Below are 20,216 nucleotides of genomic sequence, written 5' to 3'. Positions count from 1 at the left end.
ACAGAACGCAACAGAGCAGACAGGAGCCCGTCGTGCCACCGATCGACCCCGCCCGCCCTCTCGCCGTGATCGAGCTCCGCCAGTACACGCTGCGTCCCGGCCGGAGGGACGACCTCATCGAACTCTTCGACCGGGAGCTGGTCGAGTCGCAGGAAGAGGCAGGGATGGCCGTCCTCGGCCAGTTCCGCGACCTCGACGACCCGGACCGCTTCGTCTGGCTGCGCGGGTTCCCCGACATGGCGGCACGGCGCGACGCGCTCACGGCCTTCTACGGCGGCCCCGTCTGGGCACGGCACCGCGCCCGGGCCAACGCCACCATGACCGACTCCGACGACGTCCTCCTCCTGCGCCCCCTGACGGACGACAGCGGCTTCCGCGCCGCCCCGTCCACGAGGCCCCGACCCGGCACACCGGCCCCCGAGCGCTTCGTGTCCGCCACGGTGTGGTCGTTCCCGCCGGGACGAGCCGACGGGATCGCACTGGTCAGGGACGGCCTCCTGCCGCTGCTCCGCAGCACGGGAGCGGCGCCGATCGCCGCGTACGCCACCGAAACGGCACCCAACACGTTCCCCCGACTGCCGGTCCGCACGGGGGAGAACACAGCCGTGGTCCTCACTTCCCATCCCGACGAAGAGGCCCACCGCCGGCACCTGGCCGCCCTGCGTGCGCACCCCGTCGCGGGGAACGAGGTCCTGCCGGGCATCGAGCGGGAACAGACATCGGACCCCCGGACCCTGCGCCTGGCGCCCACCGGCCGCTCACTCATCTGCTGACGGCCCGGAGGGGCGGCGAAGGTCCGCGCCGCCCCTCCGGGCCGCCACGGACTCGGCGCATCCTTGTTGCACATATATTGCAGGTGTTCAATACGGGCAAGAGGAGTGGGCGCCGTGGGCGGACCGGTGGTACTGGGGATCGAGTCGTCGTGCGACGAGACCGGGGCGGGCATCGTGCAGGACGGCAGGCTGCTCGCCCACGTGGTCGCGACGAGCATGAACGAGCACGCCCGCTTCGGCGGTGTGGTGCCGGAGATCGCCGCCCGTGCCCACCTGCACTCCTTCAACCCGGTGGTCCGCCGGGCCCTCGACCGGGCCGGGCTGCGGATCGGCCGGATCGACGCCGTCGCGGTCACCACCGGCCCCGGGCTGTCCGGGGCCCTCCAGGTGGGGCTGGCCGGGGCCAAGTCCGTGGCCTACGCGGCCGGGGTGCCCCTGTACGGAGTCCACCACCTGGCCGGTCACGTCGCCGCCGACACCCTGGAGCACGGCCCGCTGCCCGAGCCCTGCGTGGTGCTGATCGTCTCCGGCGGCCACACCTCGCTGCTGCTCGTACGGGACCTCGTGCGCGAGCCGATCCTCCACCTCGGCGACACCCTCGACGACGCGGCCGGGGAGTGCTTCGACAAGGTCGCCCGGATCCTGGGCCTGCCGTACCCGGGAGGCCCCGCCATCGACAGGGCCGCCCGCAGCGGCAACCCGAAGGCCGTGGCGTTCCCGCGCCCGCTGACCCGGCCGGGCGACGACCCGTACGCGTTCTCCTTCTCCGGCCTCAAGACGGCCGCCGCCCGCTGGGTCGAACGGCACGTCCAGCGCGGTGAGGAAGTCCCCGTCGCCGACGGTGCGGCCGCCCTCCAGGAGGCCGTGGCCGACGTGCTCACCCGCAAGGCCCTCGCGGCCTGCCGCGCCTACGACGTGAAGACGCTGATCGTGGTCGGGGGAGTGGCCGCGAACTCCCGCGTCCGCGCCCTGGCGGAGAAGCGGTGCGCCTCGGCCGGGATCGAGCTGCGCGTCCCGCCGATGACGCTGTGCACCGACAACGGCGCGATGATCGCCGCGGTGGGCGACCTCCTGGTCCGCGCCGGTGCCGAGCCGGCGCCCCTGGACGTGTCGATCGACCCGTCCGCGCCCCTTGAGTACGCCGCGCTGGCCCCGCTCGCCCGGCCGGCGGTCCGGATCGCCTGATCCCGCCGACCGGGCCGCGACGCTAGGTCCTGTCTCCCCTGACAGGCTATGGGCGCCATTCCTGCTGGTAGGCGGGGTGTTCGGCGTATGACTGGGCAAGGACTCGCAGCGCGTATGCCAGGCCGGCCGAGCGGGAGTCCGAGGGGTCCATGGCCTTGTAGTCGTGGGCCAGTTGCTCGGTCAGGTCGAGCATGGGGAGATGGCTGTCGAGAAGAGCCTCGCCGCCCAGGGTGTCGGCCACGTAGGCATAGGCGTGATTGTCGTCCATGATGCGTGCGACGAGGAACTTCACAAGATCGTCCATGTGGTCATCTTCGCGGGCAAGGTGCTTCGGCGGTCAAGCGGCTGTCCAGATGAGGATGGCGGCGAGGTGTCGTGCGGCCTGTCCCGGCGGAGGAGAAGCACCTGCCGGGCGGTGCGTTCGATGAGGGCGCCGTAGATTTCGGGGCGCCGGGTGCGCATGAGACCGAAGTCGGTGTCGAAGTCGGGGTCCAGTAGGTTGCCGAGCGACTCGGCTACCGGCCCCACAGCGCCGCGCGCCGGCTGCGCCGCGCCAGCACGGGGGCCGTCGGGCTGTACCTGCCCCAGACCGCGACGCGGCTCGACTACTACATGAACCTCGCCTTCGGCGCCGTGGCCCGCGCCCAGGAGGAGGGCCTCGACGTCGTCCTGCTCGCCGCGGCGGCCGACGGGCCCGGCCGGTACGCCTCACGCGTCGACGGCCTCCTCGTCATCGACCCCGAAGCCGACGACGCGGCGGTGCCCGCTCTCCTCGACGCCGGCGTCCCCGTCGTCACCGGCGAGCGCTACCTCGGCCCCGCCCCGACCGGAGCCGTCGTCCGCGACAACTCGGCCTCGCTGACCGCACTCCTCGACCACGTGCGGGCCCGGGGCGCCCGCCGGCCCGCGCTGCTGGCCCCCGCCGGCACCTCGGCCTGGGCCGCGGCCCTGCACACGACCGCCGGGAGCTGGGGCGAGGAGCACGGCACCCCGGTGGCCATCCACCCGGTTCCCTTCGCCGCCACGGCCGGCGAGGCGGAGCGAGCCACCCTGGCACTGCTGTCGGAAGACCCCTCGATCGACGCCGTCGTCTGCGCCCCCGACGGCGCGGCGCCGGGCGTCCTGCGCGCGGCCGCCGCCCTGGGCCGCACCGTCGGAGCGGACTTCCTCGTCGCCTCCTGCGTCGACGGCACCGCGACCCGCAGCAGCAGTCCGCCCATCACCGCGGTCGACCTGCGCCCGGCCGAGTACGGCCGCGCCTGCGCGGACCTCCTGTGCGACATCCTCGCCGGCCGCACGCCGGCCGACGCGGCCCGCCGGCACGAGTGGAGCCTGGAGACCCGCGCCTCGACGCTGCGCGAGGGCTGAGTGCGGGGGCGCCACTCGCTCAGGCGCGGGAAGTGTCGTTGTGAGGGGGCGTGTTCACGATGCCGAACGGCACGTGGACGCTGGGGGTGGCCGGCGCCGTGCCGTTCAGGTGGGCGACCTGGTCGTCGAAGAAGATGTGCGGATCGAGGGTGCTCATCACGGCGGCCTTGTCGATGCCGCCGAGGAAGAACGCGTCGTTGACCCGCAGCCCCCACCGCTTGAGGCTCCGCACGGCACGTTCGTGCGCGGGCGCGTCCCGGGCGGTGACCAGGGACACGCGGAGCCGCAGCTGGTACGCGGGGTCCGCACGGCGCTTGTCCTCCTCGCGGCGCTGGATCCGGTTGATGCCCGCGAGGAACTCGCTCAAGGGGCCCGGGTCGTGCGGGGTCGTCACGTTGAGGACCTCGTGCGCGCGGAAGCCGTCGATGCCGACGTCCTGGAAGATCCGCTCGGAGGAGTCGCCCGCCAGTACGCCGTCGAAGTCGAAGGCGATCCGGAGTTCGCGGTCGTCCTCGTCGTCGACCCGCGCCGTCTGCAGGACGTGCCCCGCGGGCAGCCCGTCGGCCACCGCCGCACGGACGTCCGCCCCGTCGGCCGACAGGAACAACGACATGTTCAGGGCGCGCATGAACCGGTGTGCCGACCGGCCCTGCCGGAAGACGGCCCGGCTGATGGGCAGCCCGTGCGCGGCGATCGAGCGCATGACGCGCAGGCCGCTGTCCGGGTCGTTGCGCGAGAGGATGATGACCTCGACCAGCGGGTCCGAGGGGTCCGCGAGGTCGTTCAGCGACAGCAGGCGCCGCACGAAGGGGAAGGCCACGCCCTTGGCCAGGACGTCGTCCACATGGGCCTCCTGGTGGGCGCGGTACGCGTCCTCGCCCTGCTCCCGGAAGACCGCGTCGCAGTCGGCCAGGTCGAACAGGGCGCTGGAGGCGATCCCGATCACCAGGCGGTCGGACAGGTCGTACTTCATGACGCCCCCTGCTGGCACGTGCGCGACATCGGGATGATGATCACCCGTTCCTCCATGCCGAAAATACATGCCCTCTCGCGCCTCCACCGGCCGCCGGCTCGTGAGCGGGCTGCAGCGGTCGTACGGTGGTCAAGGCGACCGGAACCGGCAAGCACGGCCAGGAAGCCGTCGCGCTCTGCGCCGTCCGGTCGGGTACCGCACACCGAGAGCAGGTGCATCCCCTTGCGCACATCAACTCGCACGTCGACCCGTATCGCCGGAGTCCTCACCGGACTGGCACTCGCCCTCGGCGGCGCGGCTCTGGCCGCCCCCGCCGCCCACGCGGACGTGACCGCCTGCATCAACCAGGTCGAGCGCGAACTCCAGGGCGGAGAAGCCCCGGACTCCGTCCGCATGGCTTGTTACGTCGGCCTCACCGGCGAGCACGAACAGTGCGTGACCGGTCTGACCGCGAGCGGTGTCACGAACGGGACCGCGGTCAGCGCCTGCCGGGTGGCCCCGCAGTAGTCCTCCCCGCTCGCCGGGTTCGGTCGGCGGCCGGATGCACCACCTCGACGCCCTGTTCGCAGCGCTTCGACCGCGGCGACCGCGGCCCCGCACGACCCCGCGGCTGCGGAGTCCGCCACCGCCCGCTGACCCCGGTCCGTCAGTGCAGTTGGCGGCGGACCAGGGTGTGGAAGAGGCCCGTCGGGTCGGCGAGGAGTTCGGCCGGGGTGCCCTGTTGGACGATGCGGCCGTCAGCCATGGCGATCACGCGGTCGGCGTCCATGACCGTGGACAGGCGGTGGGCGATCACGAGACGGGTGGTCCGCAGCGCGCGGGTGGATTCGATGACCACGCGCTGGGCCTCGTTGTCCAGCGCGCTCGTGGCCTCGTCGAGGAAGAGGACGCGCGGTGTGCGGATGAGGGCCTGGGCGATCATCAGGCGTTGGCGCTGGCCGCCCGAGACGGTGCCGCCGCCGTCGGACAGGATGGTGTGCATGCCCATCGGCATGGCCTTGATGTCCTCCGCCAGGCCGGCCATCGCGGCGGCCTCCCACACCTCGTCGAGCGAGAACGTCCCGGCGCCGCGGATGCAGTCGAGGATCGATCCGCTGAGGGGCTGGGCGTTCTGCAGGACGACGCCGCACTGGCGGCGCACGGCCGCCTGGTCGAGCGCCGCCAGGTCCTGGCCGTCGTAGAGCACGCTGCCCGACACGGGTCTGTCGAAGCCGATGAGCAGCCGCAGCAGCGTCGACTTGCCGCAGCCGCTGGCCCCGACGATCGCGACGAACTCGCCCGGTGCGACGCGGAGGCTGACGTCGGCGAGCACGAGCGGGCCGTCGTCGGCGTAGCGGTAGGAGAGGTTCTTGGCCTCGAGGGCGCCGGTCAGCTCCCCCGGCCGGGTGCTGGAGCGGGCCACCTCGGGGGTCTCCCGCAGGACCGGCTCGATCTGCTCGAACATCGGCAGGACCGCGGCGGCCGAGATGAGCGCCCCGGTCAGCTGCGTGACCGACGAGAGCAGCATCGTCAGCGCGGTGCTGAAGGTGAGGAACTCGCTCGCGGACATGGCGCCGCGGGCCGGTCCGGCCAGCAGCACGAACATCACCAGGGTGCACAGCGGCAGGTATACGGCCCCGAGGACCGTGATGACGTTCTGGATCCGGCCGATGCGCTGCTGCAGGTCGCGGGTACGGGCGAACTCCCGCGCCCAGGCCGCGTACGCGAAGCTCTCGGCCGCGGCGACGCGGAGCTTGGGCAGGCCGCGCAGGGTCTGGAAGGCCTGGTTGGCCAGCCGGTGGCCGAGCGTGTTCAACCGGCGCTCGTAGCGCAGCTGCCACAGCCCCAGACCCAGGAAGACCACCGCGACGACGACCAGCATGCCCAGCGCCGCCAGCGCCAGCGGCACGCTGTAGAGGAGCAGCAGCACCAGGTTGACCACGCCGACCGTGCACGCCTGCACGCAGACCGGGCCGATGCCTGACAGGACGCGGCGGATGGTGCTGATGCCCATGGCCGCGCCGGCCAGTTCGCCGGTGGAGCGGCCCGCGAAGAACGTCGCCGGCAGCCGCAGCAGCCGGTCCCACACCGCGGGCTGCAAGGTGGCCTCGATGCGGCCCTCCATGCGCAGGAGGGCGGTGTTCTGCAGCAGCATGAAGACGGCCGCGACGATGCCGGCCGCGATCAGGGCCAGCCCGGTCTGCACGATGAGGCCGTTCTCCGCCTGCGGGACGAACCGGCCGAGGACCTGGCCGGTGGCGATCGGCACCAGTGCGGCCAGTACCACCGAGACCAGCCCGCCCAGCAGCAGGCTGCGCAGCTCGGGGAGGGTGCCGCGGACGGTGAAGCGGAGCAGCGCCGGCAGGCCCACCGGCCCGTCGGGCAGGGGGCGGTACAGCATCACGGCGCGCGGTTCGAAGGCCGCCTCGTTGGTCCTCCCGACGCGCTCGCGCGTGCCGGCGGCGGGGTCGACCGCCTCGTAGCCGCCGCGCCGCCACAGCAGGGCGACGGGTGTGCCGTCCCTCTCGCGGCGGCCCACCAGCGGGCCGCTGTTCTCCCGCCACCAGCGCCCGGCGAGCCGGACCGGGCGGGTGCGGATCCGCGAGGCGAGCGCGACGCGTTCGACGGGATCCAGCTGCTCGGACGTGCTGCCGCCCCGGTTCGGCGGGGACAGGGCGATGCCGGCCGCGCCGGCGACGACCCGGCACGCGGCGAAGGTCGCGTCGACGTCCCCGCCCCGCCGGGGATCCCGGCCGGAACCGGCGATGGACGCCAGCAGGGTCCGGTCCGCCTGGGTACGGGCGGCGCGGCCCGCCTCGATCCCGGCGGCCGTACGGTCCTCGTGGTCGCGCTCCAGCTGCTCGATCCAGCCGTCCAGCGCGTACAGCAGCCGGTACTGCTGGTCCACCATGCCCTGCCACATCGCCGCGTCGACGAGGAGGGTGCCCACCGCCTCCGCCTCGTAGACGGCGCCGTACCGGACGCTGCCCGGGGCGATCGGCATCCACAGGATGTCGTCGTCGGCCCCGCCGTGCCCGGTGGTGGCCGCGCCGTCCAGCGGTGCCTGGTACAGCACGCGCAAGCCCCGGCCGATGCCGCGCGCGAAGGCGTCCTCCAGAGGGCTCGGCCGGCCTGCCGCGGTGCCGGCGGGGCTGTACTGGCCTTCGTCGGCGTGCCACGCCCCACCGCCGAACGCGCCCGCGTACTGCGGATGGTGCGGGTACTCCGGGCGCTGCAGCTCGCGCAGTTCGATGCGGCGCAGCAGGCATCCCTGCAGCGGCCGCCCGACCAGGGTGTGCTCGGGGCCCTCGGCCGGACCGAGCAGCAGCGTGCCCGGCTCCAGCCGGCCCAGGAAGTGCCAGTGCCCTGCCTGCGCGGCGTCCACAGCGAACAGGTCCAGCTCGCCCTGTACGACCAGCCACAGGACCAGCGGGCCCTCCAGGGACAGGCTGCGTACGCCCGTGCAGTCGACGGGCCTGCCCAGGGTGCCCAGGGCCTCCACGACCGGGTCGACGGGGGCAGGGGTGTGCTGCGGGTGTGTCACCTCAGTGCTCCTTGACCAGCAAGGCGTACGCGCCCTGTGCGGCGACCAGGTGTTCGTGCCGGCCGCGCTCCACGACCGTGCCCCGGTCGAGTACGACGATCTCGTCGCTGTCGCGCACCGTGCTCAGCCGATGGGCGATGACCACACAGGCACAGCCGCGGCGGCGCAGGTTGTCGATGATGACCTGTTCGGTCACCGCGTCCAGCGCGCTGGTCACCTCGTCGAGAACCATGACGCTCGGGCGGCGCACCAGCGCCCGCGCGATCTCCAGGCGCTGGCGCTGGCCGCCGGAGAAGTTGCGGCCGTCCTGTTCGACGCGGCTGTGGATGCCGCCGGGGCGGCGGGCCACCACCTCGTAGACGGCGGCGTCCTCCAGGGCGGCGACGACGGCCTCGTCCTCGATGGTGGGGTCCCACAGCGCGACGTTGTCGCGGACGGTGCCTTCGAAGAGGAAGACGTCCTGGTCGACGAAGGAGACGGAAGCGGCCAGTGCGCCGCGCGGGATGTCCTCCAGCCGCATCCCGTCGATGCGGACCGCCCCCGCCCAGGGGGTGTGCAGGCCCGAGATCAGCCGGGAGACGGTGGACTTGCCGCTTCCGGAGCCGCCGACGAGCGCGACCTGCTGACCGGGTCCGACCGCGAGCGAGAAGTCCTGCAACAGCGGCGGATCCAGCGGGCTGTAGCCGAAGGTGATGCCGTCCAGCTCCACGTGCCCCTTGAGGCGCCGGGTGGAGGCGGCGGGCTCGCGCCGGGCGTAGACCGGGTCGACCGGGAAGTTCTCGACGTCGCCCAGGCGGGCGACGTCGGCCGCGAAGTCCTGGATCCGGCCCGCGACGCCGCCCAACCGGGAGATCGGCGCGGTGAAGCTGGTGACCAGGGCCTGGAAGGCGACGAGCAGGCCCACCGTGAGATGGCCCTCCACAGCCCGCAGGCCGCCGATCGTCAGGATCAGGGCGCTGTTGAGCGCAGCCAGCGTGGGCGCGACGATCGCCAGCCACGCGCTGGGCACGCCGAGCCGCTGCTGGACGTCGAGGGTGACCGCGTGCTGTCCGGCCCAGCGGCGGAAGAAGCCGTTCTCGCCGCCCGTGGCCTTCATCGTCTCGATGAGCTGGAGCCCGCCGTACGACGTGTTGGTCAGCCGGGCGCTCTCGGCGCGCAGCTTCCGCGTACCGGTGGCCCTCAGCCTGATCGCGATCCGCAGGGCGACCACGTTGAGCAGCGCCACGGCCACCCCGACGAGGGTGAGCTGCGGATCGTACGTCCACAGCAGCACCGCGTAGAGGACGACGACCACGGCGTCCACGCCGGCGGCGGACAGGTCGCGGGCGAGGGTCTCGGCGACGGCGTCGTTGGACTGGAGGCGCTGGACGAGGTCGGCCGGGTTGCGCTGCGCGTAGAAGGCGACCGGAAGCCTGAGCAGGTGCCGGAAGAACCGGGCACTGCCCAGGGTCGAGGAGATGACGCGACCGCGCAGCAGGTTGGCCTGCTGCAGCGCGGTGAGGGTGGCGGTGAGCACGAGGGCGACGGCCATCGAGGCGAACAGCACGCCCAGCAGGGACGTCTGCTGCCCGATGAGGAACATGTCGATGTACGTGCGGCTCAGCGCCGGCACCGACGCACCGACGGCGACCAGGAGGAGGCTGGAGACCACGGCGGCGGCCATGGTGCCCGAAGTGCCCCGCAGGCGGGCCGGCATGGTGCCCAGGACGCCGGGCCTGCGGCCGCCGCGGCGGAAGCCGCCACCGGGCTCGAAGGTGAGGACGACACCGGTGAAGCTGGTGTCGAACTCGTCCATGGGGACGAACCGGCGGCCCTTGCCGGGGTCGTTGACGTACACGCCCCTGCGGCCGAACCGCCGGGCGGTGCCCTCGTAGACGACGTAGTGGTTGAACTCCCAGAACAGGACGGCCGGGCCCCGGACCTCGGCGAGCGCGGCCAGGTCCATCTGCATGCCCTTGGCCTTCAGCCCGTACCCGCGGGCCGCCTTGAGGAGGTTGCTGGCGCGGGAGCCGTCGCGGGAGACGCCGCAGGCGATGCGCAGTTCTTCCAGGGGGACGAAGCGGCCGTGGTGGCCGAGCACCATCGCCAGGGCGGCGGCGCCGCACTCCACCGCCTCCATCTGCAGCACGGTGGGGGTGCGTACGGGCCGGGGCGTCCGCCCCCTGGGGACGGGTGCCGGCGGCCTGCGGCGGGCGCCGCCCTTCGGTTCGGGGCGCCGGCGCCGGCGCCCGGCGGGCGGGAGCTGCGGTGCCCGGCGCGGTGCCCCTGTCTGCGGCGCGCTCACGGCAGGAGCCAGTCGACCGGGCGCTGCGCGGCGAGGTGGACGGCGCCGCTGACCGGCGTCCCGGAGTCGACGGCGTGCGGAGGACCGTCCGCGGAGGACCACCGGTAGCCGGACGTGGTGGAGGAAGAGCGTTCGAGCCGTACGACCACGGCCACCGGGCTGCCGTGGCGGGAGAACTGTTCGGCGAGGCCGCCGTCGCCGAGGAAGCCGGCGATCTGCGCCTGCGTCAGGGGTGCGCGGCCGACCTCCGTGACGCGCCCGCGCAGCATGCCGAACTGCTGCCGGGGGACGGACTGGACGCTCAGGTCGACGGTGGCGCCCACGGGGATCGCCGGGCCGCTGCCGCCCGGCACGTACAACACGGCCACCAGCGGGTCCTCCGGATCCTTCACACGTTCCACGGTGGCCACGTCGGCACCCGTGGCGACGACCGAGCCCACCTTGGCCACCAGGGTCGTCAGGCGGCCGCCCGTCACCACGCGCACCGGCCGTTCCCCCTGCTCCGTACGGACGTTGAGCAGGGGCGCGCCGGCGGCCAGCGACTGGCCCTCCTCGGCGAGGACCGCGGTCACCTGTCCCGCGACGGGGGTCTGCAGGACGTAGACGCCCTCGGCCCGGCTGAGGATGCCGGGTGCGCTGAGCTTGGACGACACGGTGCCGGTGAACGCCCAGTAGGCCGCGGCAACCATGACGGCGATCGTGACGGTCAGGACGAGCCGCCCCTGCGGGCGCGCGAAGCGAACGGGCAGATCGAGCTCTTCGGGCGATTGCAGCTTGGAAAGAGCCTTTTGGCGAAACTGCACGGACCATTCCTTCGACTGCATGCGTATCGGTGGGGCACGGGGACAGCCGTGAACCCCGGAGCCGTGGGGGATGCTCCGGGGTTCATCGGGATTTCCCGATCAGAGACCGGCGCGACCGGTGTTCACCGAAACGCCGGTGACGCCGGTGACGAGGCCCGGGACGTGGGAGACGATGCCCGTCGCGGCCTGGACGGTGTCGAGGGAGCCCACGACGCCCACGAGGCCGCTGACATCGCTGGTCACGGCGCCGGCCAGGCCGCCGGAGACGCTGATGATGCCGCCGGAGACGGCGTCCAGCTCGGTGTCGTCGATCTCGCGGGTCTCGATGTCGTTACGCATGGCGCGCACCTTTCATTGGGGGGAGGAATTCACCGCAGGGAGGCGGGCGGCCCGAATCCCGGACCGCGGTGCCTGATTGCTGCGATGCGCACGATCAAAGCACGCGAACGGGGTACCCAACCAATCCCGTTGACTGCCCATCACGGGCGGGCGATCACCTCCGGTGACGGACGTGCAGCTTGATTCACCGAATGGTGGCGACTTCTTCACGAGATCGAGTAACAGATACGGGCCGCGCACTGCTTACACGGAATCAAACGGACGAACCATGTCAATGCGGATGGGGTATAACCGGCATTTCGGTGAGCGGGAGAGGCCGCCTGTCGAGATCGGGGACACGGTGTGCAGGTTTCCGCAGGGCGCGGGCGGTGATGGGCCCGTCACGTCCGGTGGGCATGCGGAAGGGGCCGGGTCGTCGGTGGACGACCCGGCCCCATCGGCGGGCCTGCTGCGATCAGACGTACGGCTACTGCCAGTCGTCGTCCCAGGGCGGCGGATCCATCTCGTCCAGGTCGAAGGGCGGCTCGTCGTGCTCCGGAGCCGCGGACCGCACCGCCGGCGCGGACGCCGGGCGCGCCGGACCGGAGGGAGCCGGAGCGGCGGACTCGGCGCCGGGCGCGGAGGCGGGGCCGGGAGCACCGGTGCCGCACCCCGCCAGGGTGTCCAGGACGCCCTCGGCGTACTTGGCGAGCTTGGCCTCGCCGACGCCACCGATGGTGCCCAGCTCCTCCACCGTGGCGGGCAGCCGCGTCGCGATCTCCCGCAGCGTGGCGTCGTGGAAGACGACGTACGCCGGGACGCCCTGCTCCTTCGCCGTCTCGGCCCGCCAGGCGCGCAGGGCCAGGAAGACCGGCTCGGCCGCGGCCGGCAGGTCGACCGGCACGCGGGCGCCCTTCCCCGAGCGCGACCCGGACTCCTTGCGGGACGGACCGGCCGGCGCCTTCTCCTTCCGCATCGGGACGCTGCGGCGGCCCCCCAGCACCTCGCCGCTGTCCTCCGTCAGCACCAGCGTGCCGTAGTCGCCCTCCACGGCCAGCAGCCGCTGCGCCAGCAGCTGGCGCACGACGCCCCGCCACTCCGCGGCGCCCAGGTCCGCCCCGACGCCGAACACCGAGAGTGCGTCGTGGTCGAACTGGATGACCTTGGCCGTCTTCTTGCCCTGCAGGATGTCGATGATCTGGCCGGCGCCGAACTTCTGCCGCCGCTCCTTCGCCAGCCGCCACACCGTCGACAGCAGCTTCTGCGCGGCGACCGTCCCGTCCCAGGACTCGGACGGCGTCAGACACGTGTCGCAGTTGCCGCAGGCCGTGCCCGTCTGCCCGAAGTACGCCAGCAGCCGCACCCGGCGGCACTCGACCGTCTCGCACAGCGCCAGCATGGCGTCCAGGTGCATCCCGAGCGAGCGGCGGTGCGCTTCGTCGCCCTCGGAACCGTCGATGAGCTTGCGCTGCTGGACCACGTCCTGCAGGCCGTACGCCAGCCACGCCGTGGCCGGCTCGCCGTCGCGGCCGGCGCGGCCCGTCTCCTGGTAGTAGCCCTCGACCGACTTCGGGAGGTCGAGGTGCGCCACGAAACGCACGTCCGGCTTGTCGATGCCCATGCCGAAGGCGATCGTCGCCACCACCACGACCCCCTCCTCCCGCAGGAAGCGCGCCTGGTTCGCCGCGCGCGCCCGGGCGTCCATGCCGGCGTGGTACGGCACGGCGTCGATGCCCTGCTCCACCAGGGAGGCGGCGGTCTTCTCCACCGAGGCCCGGGAGAGGCAGTAGACGACTCCGGCGTCCCCGGCGTGCTCGGTCCGGATCAGCTCCAGCAGCTGCTTGAGCGGGTTGTTCTTCCCGACGATGCGGTACTGGATGTTCGGCCGGTCGAAGCTGGCGACGAAGTGCCGGGCGTCCTCCAGACCGAGCCGCGCCACGATCTCGGCATGGGTGGCCTCGGTGGCCGTCGCGGTCAGCGCGATCCGCGGCACCTTCGGCCAGCGCTCGTGCAGCATCGACAGGGCGAGGTAGTCGGGCCGGAAGTCGTGGCCCCACTGGGCGACGCAGTGCGCCTCGTCGATCGCGAAGACCGACACCTTGCCCCGGTCGAGCAGCCGCTGGGCGCTCTCGGTGCGCAGCCGTTCGGGGGCCAGGTACAGCAGGTCCAGCTCGTCGGCGAGGAAGGCCTGCTCGACGGCCTGCCGCTCGTACGGGTCCTGCGTGGAGTTGAGGAATCCGGCCCGTACCCCGAGCGCGTTGAGCGCGTTCACCTGGTCCTGCATCAGTGCGATCAACGGCGAGATCACGACGCCCGTGCCTTCTCTGACCAGCGCCGGGATCTGATAGCAGAGCGACTTGCCGCCGCCGGTCGGCATCAGCACGAGCGCGTCGCCGCCGCTGATCACCTGCTCGATGATCTCCTGCTGCTCGCCGCGGAAGGAGCTGTATCCGAACACGCGGTGCAGGACTTGCAGAGCGTCGGAAGTCTCGGGGGAAGTGTCCGGAAGGGCCATCCGTGAAGCCTAACGGCACCCGCCGACACGCCGGGTCCGCCCGCCGGAAACCGGCGGGCGGACCCGGCGTACGGGAGGGCCGGGACCCGGGCCGTCAGGGCGTCGCCGAGCAGGCAGCTCAGGCGCCCGGCGGGCGGGGATGGAGGCCGGGGCCGACGGAGGGGCCGGCCAGAGGGGTGGGGGAGAGGTCGCTGGACTCCTCACCCGCCTCCAGGAGCGTGTCGGCCGCACCGACGATGAGCGGATCGGGTGGACCCACCGCCTCTTCGTCCTTCCGGTCGTAATCCATGCGCCACAAGAGGCTGCGGATGGCTTCCAGCCTTCCCCGCCGCTTGTCGTTGCTCTTCACCACCGTCCACGGTGCGTGGTCGGTGTCGGTCGCACGGAACATCTCGACCTTCGCGGTGGTGTAGGCGTCCCACAGGTCCAGGGAGGCCAGGTCCATCGGGGACAGCTTCCACTGCCGCACCGGATCGACCTGCCGGATGGCGAAGCGGGTGCGCTGCTCGGCGCGGGATACCGAGAACCAGAACTTCACCAGCAGGATCCCGTCCTCCACGAGCATGGCCTCGAAGGCCGGGCACTGCCGGAGGAACAGCTCGTACTGCTCCTGGGTGCAGAAACCCATCACCTGCTCGACGCCGGCGCGGTTGTACCAGGAGCGGTCGAAGAAGACGATCTCACCGGCCGCCGGCAGATGGGCGACGTACCGCTGGAAGTACCACTGGCCCGCTTCCCGCTCGGTCGGTTTGTCCAGGGCCACGATCCGTGCCCCGCGGGGGTTGAGCCGCTCGGTGAACCGCTGGATCGTGCCCCCCTTGCCCGCCGCGTCCCGGCCCTCGCAGATCACCACCACCCGGGCCCCGGTGTCCTTCACCCAGCGCTGCAGTTTCAGCAGCTCGATCTGCAGGATCCGCTTGGTCCGTTCGTACTCCCTCCGCCTGATCTTGCGGTCGTAAGGGTAGTTCTCCTGCCACGTACGGATCGCGGCGCCGGACGAGTCCAGCAGCACGGGCTGCTCCGGCCTGCGGTCGTCCACGCTCAGACCGATCAGCAGATTCTCCGCCTCGGACCTCGGTGTCTCTCGGTCTTTCATGCCAGGCCCCTACCCACGCAATGCGACTCTACGACGCCGGTCCCGGCACCCCGAGCGGGGTGCCGGGACCGGCGTCACGGACGGGAAAGATCAGGCGGGGCGGCCACCGAAGGGGGCGCCGGTGCCGTAGTACGTGCCCAATTCCTCCCGGTACCCGGCGTTGCCGAGGTGCTGGTCCCGGTGGAACTCGGGCGCATCCTTGATCTGTTCCTTGGTGCGTCCCACGAAGACCTTCTTCTCCTCGGGGTCGATCCGGACGACCGTGCTCGCCGGCAGCAGGACCTCCTTGCCGAAGATCCAAACGCCGGTGTCGACCACCAGGTAGGCGTCACCGACCTCGTCGGAGTGCTTGTCGACCTTGCCGATGCCGCCGTCGGTCGCTTCGACCTTGTAGCCGGTCAGATCGGTGCCGGCCAGGTGGCCCGCGGTCGGCTGGTAACTCCACACATGTTCAGTCACGCGAAAACAACTCCTCGGTCAATGGAGGACGGCGGGGAAATTCCTCTCCGTCGATCCTCTTTGTTTCCGTACGTCGTGCGGGGCGGGGTCCTGCGTTTCCGCCTGGACTTCGCCTGCCCGCCTTTCACCACTTCACGCACCCGGATCAATATGTGCCGGACCCGACGGCCGAACTCTTTTCTGCCGGCTACCAGCGATACCAGCGGGCGCTACCGCTCTTGGGGCGGGCGAAGAATCCGATCAGCCACAGGATCAGGACCGCGACGGCCACCCACCAGAGGATCTTCACCGCGAAACCCGCGCCGAAGAGGATCAGGACCAGCAGGAGAACGAGAAGCAGGGGAACCATATTTATCAACCTCCGAACCGCCGCCTGCCCGGCTGCACAGAGGCCATTCGCCGGATTCTCATTTCTTTCCCAGGGGGAGGGGGCGTCCGGAGGGACCGCCTTGCGCCGTACGGCTGTACCGACCGCTCGGCGACGCACCTTTCGGGCAGGAGAAGCACCATGGAAAGCAATCGCGACATGGACCCGGAGCACCAGGTGCCCGACGGCGTCGACGAGAAGACGCTGCGCGCCCTGGGCGCGCTGTCGAAGGCGCTGGAGACCACGGAGCGGGCCCGCGGACACCTCTACGGGTTCCACCAGCTGACCGGGACCGCCGACTTCGAGCTGGGGGATGCCGTCCGGCTCCTGCGCGAGGCCGGCCACGAGGAACAGGCCGCACGGGTCGAGCGCGAATCGTGGGCCGCAACGTGATTCCGGGCCACTGGACGTTCCAGATCATCGAGGCCTACGACGCCACCTACCACCAGCCCTTCGCCGCGATGGAACGCGACATCGTCGAGGAGTTGGCCGGCGGTCGACAGCACCTCCTGGAGGCTCGCCTCAAGGCGATCCGCCGCACCCACGGCCATCCGGACCACACCGCCACGCCATGAGCACGAGGGAAACGGCCCGATCAGTCACTCGCCGCTGAGGGCGGCGGGGAAGCGGTCCCATGCGCGGTGTTCGCCCAGCGCGCGGGTCAGCCCCTCGACGGTCGCCGCGCCGTCGTCCCCGACGGCGATGCCCGGGTCGTCCGCGCCGATGCCGCACGTTTCGAGCAGGTGCTCCGCCCCGTTCCAGCCGCCGACGGCCTTGCCGTGCCGGTAGGCCTCGGTGACGAGCAGCAGCACGCGCGGGTCGGGGGCTTCGGGGGGCCGGGCGGTGCCGGCCTTGGCGTCGCGGGCCCCGTAGGCGTCCGCGCCGGCCTGGGGTACGCCGACGAGCAGGAGGGCGTCGAACTCGACGGAGCGGGCGGTGGCGAAGGTCCGCTGGACCGCGATCGGCTCGCCGGCGCCGTCGAGGGTGCCACCGGTGGGGGCGACGACGAGGGGCACCATGCCTGCGTCGAGGACGGCCCGCCAGGCGGACCGCACGCCGTCCAGGTCGGCCGCGTCGTCGGCGACGATGCCGATCACACGCCCGTCCGTCGGCCAGGTGCCGCCCATTTGGGAGAGCGCGGGGCTGGAGCCGGCCGCGACGAGCGGGACGGTGGCGGCGGGGGCCGGCAGCCCGAGGCCGGTGGCGACCTGTCCGCACAGCTCCGGATCGATGTTCGCCAGGACCTTCAGGGTGCGTTCCTTGACGGCCTGCTCGTGGCACTTGCTCAGTTCGAAGGTGTAGGCGGCGACGATGTGTTCGCGTTCGAGCGGGGTCATGCTGAGCCAGAAGAGGCGGGGCTGGGTGAAGTGGTCCGAGAACGAGGAGGGTGCCTCGCGGACCTTGCTCGCCGCCGGAACCTCCACCGGCGTCTCGATGAAGGCGCTCATGTCGGCTCCGGCCAGGAACGGGCAGCCGCCGTCGAGGCTGTTGGGCCGGTAGGGCGCGACCCCCGTGTGCACGGCCGTCTGGTGCATGCCGTCGCGGAGCATGTCGTTGACCGGCGCGTGAGGCCGGTTGATCGGGATCTGACCGAAGTTCGGCCCGCCGAGCCTGCTGATCTGGGTGTCGAGGTAGGAGAAGAGCCGCCCGGCGAGCAGCGGGTCGTCGGTCACGTCGATGCCGGGTACCAGGTGGCCGGGGTGGAAGGCGACCTGCTCGGTCTCGGCGAAGTAGTTCTTGGTGTTGGCGTTCAGCGTCATCAGCCCGATCGGCTGAACGGGTGAGAGCTCCTCGGGCACGATCTTGGTGGGGTCGAGGAGGTCGATGCCCTCGAAGGTCTGGTCGGCGGTGTCGGGGAAGACCTGGATGCCGAGTTCCCACTGGGGGAAGGCGCCGGATTCGATGGCGTCGAAGAGGTCGCGGCGGTGGAAGTCGGGGTCCATCCCGCAGATCATCTGTGCTTCCTCCCAGACCAGGGAGTGCACGCCGAGCCTGGGCTTCCAGTGGAACTTCACCAGCACGCTCTCGTCGGCCGCGTTGACCAGGCGGAAGGTGTGGACGCCGAACCCCTCCATCATCCGGAACGACCTGGGGATCCCGCGGTCGGACATGTTCCAGAGGGTGTGGTGGGTGGCTTCGGTGTGCAGGGACACGAAGTCCCAGAACGTGTCGTGGGCGCTCTGCGCCTGCGGGATCTCACGGTCCGGATGCGGCTTGCCCGCGTGGATGACGTCGGGGAACTTGACCGCGTCCTGGATGAAGAACACCGGGATGTTGTTGCCGACCAGGTCGAAGGTGCCCTCGTCGGTGTAGAACTTCGTCGCGAAGCCACGGGTGTCCCGCACGGTGTCCGCCGAACCGCGGGAGCCGAGGACGGTGGAGAACCTCACGAACACGGGCGTCTGGACGTCCTTGGCGAGGAACGCCGCCTTCGACACCTCACCGGCCGCCCCGTAGCCCACGAAGACGCCGTGCGCGGCGGCGCCGCGTGCGTGCACGACCCGCTCCGGGATCCGCTCGTGGTCGAAGTGCGTGATCTTCTCGCGCAGATGGTGGTCCTGGATGAGGACCGGACCGCGCGCCCCCGCCTTCAGCGAGTGATCGGAGTCGGGCAGACGCGTCCCCTGCGCCGTGGTCAGGTACGCGCCGCTCTGCGCTGCGCGCGCCTGCTCCGCTCCCGTCGGCTGCCCGGTCGGGCTCACCGTGGCGGGGCCGTCCTGGTCGGCCTTCGGGGGGAGTGGCTCGACGGGCTTCGTCGGCTCGATCAGAGGCGGCGACTCAGGGCCGGGCGCACCCGGCAGCTCGTTCTTGGCGGTGTCCTTGTCCTTGGCGGAATGCTGCTTCGTCATGATCGTTCTCCTTGGGGACGCCGCCGCCGATGTGAAGCGGCAGGTCAGCTCGCCGGGTACGACGCGGCCTTGAGGCGGCGGGCGAGGTGGGCGGTGTTCGCGGCGAGGGCGGCCATGGTCTGTTCGGTCGGCAACTTGGAGCTCGAAGGCGCGGGGGAGGGGGACAGGACGCAGACGGGCGCGACAGCGCGGAGCGGGGTGTGGCTGCCGGGGTTCATGGGGTCCGGCTACCCGCACACCCGCCCTCGATGTCGCGAGCGATGCGATTCATTCCCCTTTTGTCAGCGGTGCGCGGCTCGGTGGCCGAACCAGCGGCCTCGATCACGGGGTGTCTCGGCCACCGGCGCACTGCTCTCGGCGCGGGCGTCGGCGTCGTCGCGTTGCTGGATCAGGTCATCGTGCTCGCGGTCCGCGACGGCCGCCTCCCGGCGTGATGCGCGCCGTCCCTGTCGGGATTGCGCTGAGCGACGGGCCGAACGGCGGGCGCCCATCATGACCAGGGTCAGGCCCAGGAGGGCTACGGCTCCGACGATGATTCCGGTCAGGAAGAGGGATCCGGTCGAACCCGTGGCGTGGTAGCCGAAAATCGAGAAATCACCGCCGGCGCCGAGTTGGTGCCCCACGCCGGTATTGCCGAATACTCCGGCCAGGCCGACGACGGCAGCGGCGATCAGGATGATGAGTCCGAGGATGAGAATCATGGAACTGCTCCTTGGATCCGTGCCCGGACAATCTGCCGGGCACGGCTTGCGCCTACCCCGGTTCCGAACTGCCATGCAAATGGTGATTTCTCGCCGGAAGCAGGGAAATTCAACGGATCTCGGGGCGCACGGCCCGGGGCTCGGGCAGCCCGATCGTGCCGCTCAGCCGGGTGAACCGTCCGCCCCGGTGTCGGCCGTTGCCGAAAGGCAGGGTCCGCTTCGGGTTCCAGGCCGCCGAGGGGACCAGTTCGGTGAAGGGTGGGACGATGACAGGACAGCGGTAGAGGCGCGTGTACCCGTGCGCCCATCCCGAGACAGAGGCAGGCCATGCCATGACGAAGCAGCCGAAGCCGTCCGAGCCCGCCCGCGGCAAGGGCGCGAGTCGCCACGAGGGCACCAAGCAGCACGGCTGGTCGCCGGACGTGGACGAGACCCGTCAGCAGGACAATCCGAGCGCCCACCGTTCCTTCCACCCGGAGAAGTACGCCCCGGACAAGGGTCCTGGTCGGACGGTTTCCAAGGAGGAGGCGGGAAACCCCCACGGCGAGCCGGTGAAGAGCAGGGGCGCGCGCGGGGAGGACCAGGGCAAGGGTTCGGGAGAGAAGGGCATGCACGACCAGGGTCCCCGGGGCCGGTCGCAGCGTCCCAGCGGTTCGAAGGACGCTTCCGCCTCGACGGGCGTGGACCCCCAGGACCCGCCCGGCAAGCACGGCCGCGGGTAGCGCGGTCCGGGCGGACGGCCGGGTCCACGCCGCTCGATCAGCACCGGCCGGACGTCGGGCCCCCGGCTGCGCCACACCGTGCGGACCGGGCCCTGGTGCACCGCGGGGCTCTTCCTGACGCGGTGGTGGTTCGGTGCGGGACCCGAGGGGCTCGTCGTTGTTCGAGATCGATCACTTCCCTGTGGAACACGAAATCTATCTTCGCCAGAGTAGACATGTGGTGGTGTCCTGGTTATGGTTTCTCCCGTAGCGCGGAGAGACAGCAGGCTCGACAGAGATG

At 71.7% G+C, this 20,216-nt stretch carries 18 protein-coding genes and 2 pseudogenes; 6 read left to right on the top strand and 14 right to left on the bottom strand.

Going from position 1 to position 20,216, the window contains the following annotated elements; genetic code table 11:
• The first annotated feature begins 32 nt into the window (after positions 1 to 32).
• The gene (locus tag OHA91_RS04795) at positions 33 to 773 is read left to right on the top strand and encodes an NIPSNAP family protein (protein WP_328738672.1); all 741 of its coding nucleotides are present in this window, start codon (positions 33 to 35) and stop codon (positions 771 to 773) included.
• Between the two features lie 114 nt (positions 774 to 887).
• Positions 888 to 1,958 (top strand): tRNA (adenosine(37)-N6)-threonylcarbamoyltransferase complex transferase subunit TsaD, encoded by a 1,071-nt coding sequence (gene tsaD / locus OHA91_RS04790; RefSeq protein WP_328738671.1) that lies wholly within the window; start codon positions 888 to 890, stop codon positions 1,956 to 1,958.
• Between the two features lie 46 nt (positions 1,959 to 2,004).
• Here the strand turns inward: tsaD and OHA91_RS04785 are convergent, their stop codons facing one another.
• Positions 2,005 to 2,262, bottom strand: a complete 258-nt coding sequence (locus OHA91_RS04785) for a DUF6221 family protein (protein WP_266494927.1) — start codon at positions 2,260 to 2,262, stop codon at positions 2,005 to 2,007.
• A gap of 194 nt (positions 2,263 to 2,456) precedes the next feature.
• Here OHA91_RS04785 and OHA91_RS04780 point away from each other — a divergent pair.
• A pseudogene (locus OHA91_RS04780) lies at positions 2,457 to 3,326 on the top strand (LacI family DNA-binding transcriptional regulator); the annotation flags it as partial.
• A gap of 19 nt (positions 3,327 to 3,345) precedes the next feature.
• Here the strand turns inward: OHA91_RS04780 and OHA91_RS04775 are convergent.
• Complete coding sequence (locus OHA91_RS04775) at positions 3,346 to 4,299, bottom strand: 5'-nucleotidase (RefSeq protein WP_266494930.1); 954 nt, start codon at positions 4,297 to 4,299, stop codon at positions 3,346 to 3,348.
• A gap of 222 nt (positions 4,300 to 4,521) precedes the next feature.
• Here OHA91_RS04775 and OHA91_RS04770 point away from each other — a divergent pair, with 222 nt between their 5' ends.
• On the top strand, positions 4,522 to 4,806 hold the full coding sequence (locus OHA91_RS04770) for a hypothetical protein (protein ID WP_266494933.1): 285 nt from the start codon (positions 4,522 to 4,524) through the stop codon (positions 4,804 to 4,806).
• 139 nt (positions 4,807 to 4,945) lie between these two features.
• Here OHA91_RS04770 and OHA91_RS04765 read toward each other — a convergent pair whose 3' ends face one another.
• The 8 genes from OHA91_RS04765 to OHA91_RS04730 form a co-directional block, all read right to left on the bottom strand.
• Positions 4,946 to 7,822, bottom strand: coding sequence for an NHLP bacteriocin export ABC transporter permease/ATPase subunit (locus OHA91_RS04765; RefSeq protein WP_328738669.1), 2,877 nt, complete (start codon positions 7,820 to 7,822; stop codon positions 4,946 to 4,948).
• 1 nt (position 7,823) lies between these two features.
• Positions 7,824 to 10,106, bottom strand: coding sequence for an NHLP family bacteriocin export ABC transporter peptidase/permease/ATPase subunit (locus OHA91_RS04760; protein ID WP_328738668.1), 2,283 nt, complete (start codon positions 10,104 to 10,106; stop codon positions 7,824 to 7,826).
• Positions 10,103 to 10,909, bottom strand: a complete 807-nt coding sequence (locus OHA91_RS04755) for an HlyD family efflux transporter periplasmic adaptor subunit (protein WP_328738667.1) — start codon at positions 10,907 to 10,909, stop codon at positions 10,103 to 10,105. The genes OHA91_RS04760 and OHA91_RS04755 overlap by 4 nt, the downstream gene beginning before the upstream one ends.
• A gap of 99 nt (positions 10,910 to 11,008) precedes the next feature.
• Positions 11,009 to 11,248: a hypothetical protein gene (locus OHA91_RS04750; RefSeq protein ID WP_266494942.1), complete on the bottom strand. Its 240-nt coding sequence runs from the start codon at positions 11,246 to 11,248 to the stop codon at positions 11,009 to 11,011.
• A 466-nt stretch (positions 11,249 to 11,714) separates the two neighbouring features.
• Positions 11,715 to 13,742, bottom strand: coding sequence for a DNA helicase RecQ (recQ, locus tag OHA91_RS04745; RefSeq protein ID WP_266494945.1), 2,028 nt, complete (start codon positions 13,740 to 13,742; stop codon positions 11,715 to 11,717).
• Between the two features lie 118 nt (positions 13,743 to 13,860).
• Positions 13,861 to 14,838 carry a polyphosphate kinase 2 gene (gene ppk2, locus OHA91_RS04740; RefSeq protein ID WP_266494946.1) on the bottom strand — a complete coding sequence of 326 codons (978 nt, stop codon included), beginning with the start codon at positions 14,836 to 14,838 and terminating at the stop codon, positions 13,861 to 13,863.
• Positions 14,839 to 14,928: 90 nt separating this feature from the next.
• On the bottom strand, positions 14,929 to 15,297 hold the full coding sequence (locus OHA91_RS04735; protein ID WP_266494948.1) for a PRC-barrel domain containing protein: 369 nt from the start codon (positions 15,295 to 15,297) through the stop codon (positions 14,929 to 14,931).
• A gap of 187 nt (positions 15,298 to 15,484) precedes the next feature.
• Positions 15,485 to 15,646 carry a hydrophobic protein gene (locus tag OHA91_RS04730; protein ID WP_266494950.1) on the bottom strand — a complete coding sequence of 54 codons (162 nt, stop codon included), beginning with the start codon at positions 15,644 to 15,646 and terminating at the stop codon, positions 15,485 to 15,487.
• A gap of 159 nt (positions 15,647 to 15,805) precedes the next feature.
• Between OHA91_RS04730 and OHA91_RS04725 the strand changes: the two are divergent.
• Positions 15,806 to 16,239 (top strand): annotated as a pseudogene (locus OHA91_RS04725) (hypothetical protein).
• 24 nt (positions 16,240 to 16,263) lie between these two features.
• Here the strand turns inward: OHA91_RS04725 and OHA91_RS04720 are convergent.
• The 4 genes from OHA91_RS04720 to OHA91_RS04705 form a co-directional block, all read right to left on the bottom strand.
• Entirely contained in the window at positions 16,264 to 18,513 is a 2,250-nt protein-coding gene (locus tag OHA91_RS04720; protein WP_328738665.1) for a catalase, read from the bottom strand.
• Between the two features lie 44 nt (positions 18,514 to 18,557).
• The gene (locus OHA91_RS04715; protein WP_266494956.1) at positions 18,558 to 18,731 is read right to left on the bottom strand and encodes a hypothetical protein; all 174 of its coding nucleotides are present in this window, start codon (positions 18,729 to 18,731) and stop codon (positions 18,558 to 18,560) included.
• A gap of 63 nt (positions 18,732 to 18,794) precedes the next feature.
• Positions 18,795 to 19,214, bottom strand: coding sequence for a hypothetical protein (locus OHA91_RS04710; RefSeq protein ID WP_266494958.1), 420 nt, complete (start codon positions 19,212 to 19,214; stop codon positions 18,795 to 18,797).
• A gap of 109 nt (positions 19,215 to 19,323) precedes the next feature.
• The gene (locus OHA91_RS04705; protein WP_266494960.1) at positions 19,324 to 19,548 is read right to left on the bottom strand and encodes a hypothetical protein; all 225 of its coding nucleotides are present in this window, start codon (positions 19,546 to 19,548) and stop codon (positions 19,324 to 19,326) included.
• Between OHA91_RS04705 and OHA91_RS04700 the strand changes: the two genes are divergently transcribed.
• On the top strand, positions 19,547 to 19,936 hold the full coding sequence (locus tag OHA91_RS04700) for a hypothetical protein (protein WP_266494962.1): 390 nt from the start codon (positions 19,547 to 19,549) through the stop codon (positions 19,934 to 19,936). The genes OHA91_RS04705 and OHA91_RS04700 overlap by 2 nt on opposite strands.
• The last annotated feature ends 280 nt before the right edge of the window (positions 19,937 to 20,216 follow it).

It is taken from the genome of Streptomyces erythrochromogenes (assembly GCF_036170895.1).
Taxonomy (GTDB): Bacteria; Actinomycetota; Actinomycetes; order Streptomycetales; family Streptomycetaceae; genus Streptomyces; species Streptomyces erythrochromogenes.
This window is presented reverse-complemented; position numbering and strand designations above follow the sequence as displayed.

Bases quoted from the DNA above. Each gene is read 5' to 3' on its own strand.
- OHA91_RS04750 (WP_266494942.1), bottom strand. From the start codon at position 11,248: ATGCGTAACGACATCGAGACCCGCGAGATCGACGACACCGAGCTGGAC.
- OHA91_RS04710 (WP_266494958.1), bottom strand. From the start codon at position 19,214: ATGATTCTCATCCTCGGACTCATCATCCTGATCGCCGCTGCCGTCGTC.
- OHA91_RS04730 (WP_266494950.1), bottom strand. From the start codon at position 15,646: ATGGTTCCCCTGCTTCTCGTTCTCCTGCTGGTCCTGATCCTCTTCGGC.
- OHA91_RS04785 (WP_266494927.1), bottom strand. From the start codon at position 2,262: ATGGACGATCTTGTGAAGTTCCTCGTCGCACGCATCATGGACGACAAT.
- OHA91_RS04775 (WP_266494930.1), bottom strand. From the start codon at position 4,299: ATGAAGTACGACCTGTCCGACCGCCTGGTGATCGGGATCGCCTCCAGC.
- OHA91_RS04705 (WP_266494960.1), bottom strand. From the start codon at position 19,548: ATGGCATGGCCTGCCTCTGTCTCGGGATGGGCGCACGGGTACACGCGC.
- OHA91_RS04715 (WP_266494956.1), bottom strand. From the start codon at position 18,731: ATGAACCCCGGCAGCCACACCCCGCTCCGCGCTGTCGCGCCCGTCTGC.
- OHA91_RS04700 (WP_266494962.1), top strand. From the start codon at position 19,547: ATGACGAAGCAGCCGAAGCCGTCCGAGCCCGCCCGCGGCAAGGGCGCG.
- ppk2 (WP_266494946.1), bottom strand. From the start codon at position 14,838: ATGAAAGACCGAGAGACACCGAGGTCCGAGGCGGAGAATCTGCTGATC.
- OHA91_RS04720 (WP_328738665.1), bottom strand. From the start codon at position 18,513: ATGACGAAGCAGCATTCCGCCAAGGACAAGGACACCGCCAAGAACGAG.
- recQ (WP_266494945.1), bottom strand. From the start codon at position 13,742: ATGGCCCTTCCGGACACTTCCCCCGAGACTTCCGACGCTCTGCAAGTC.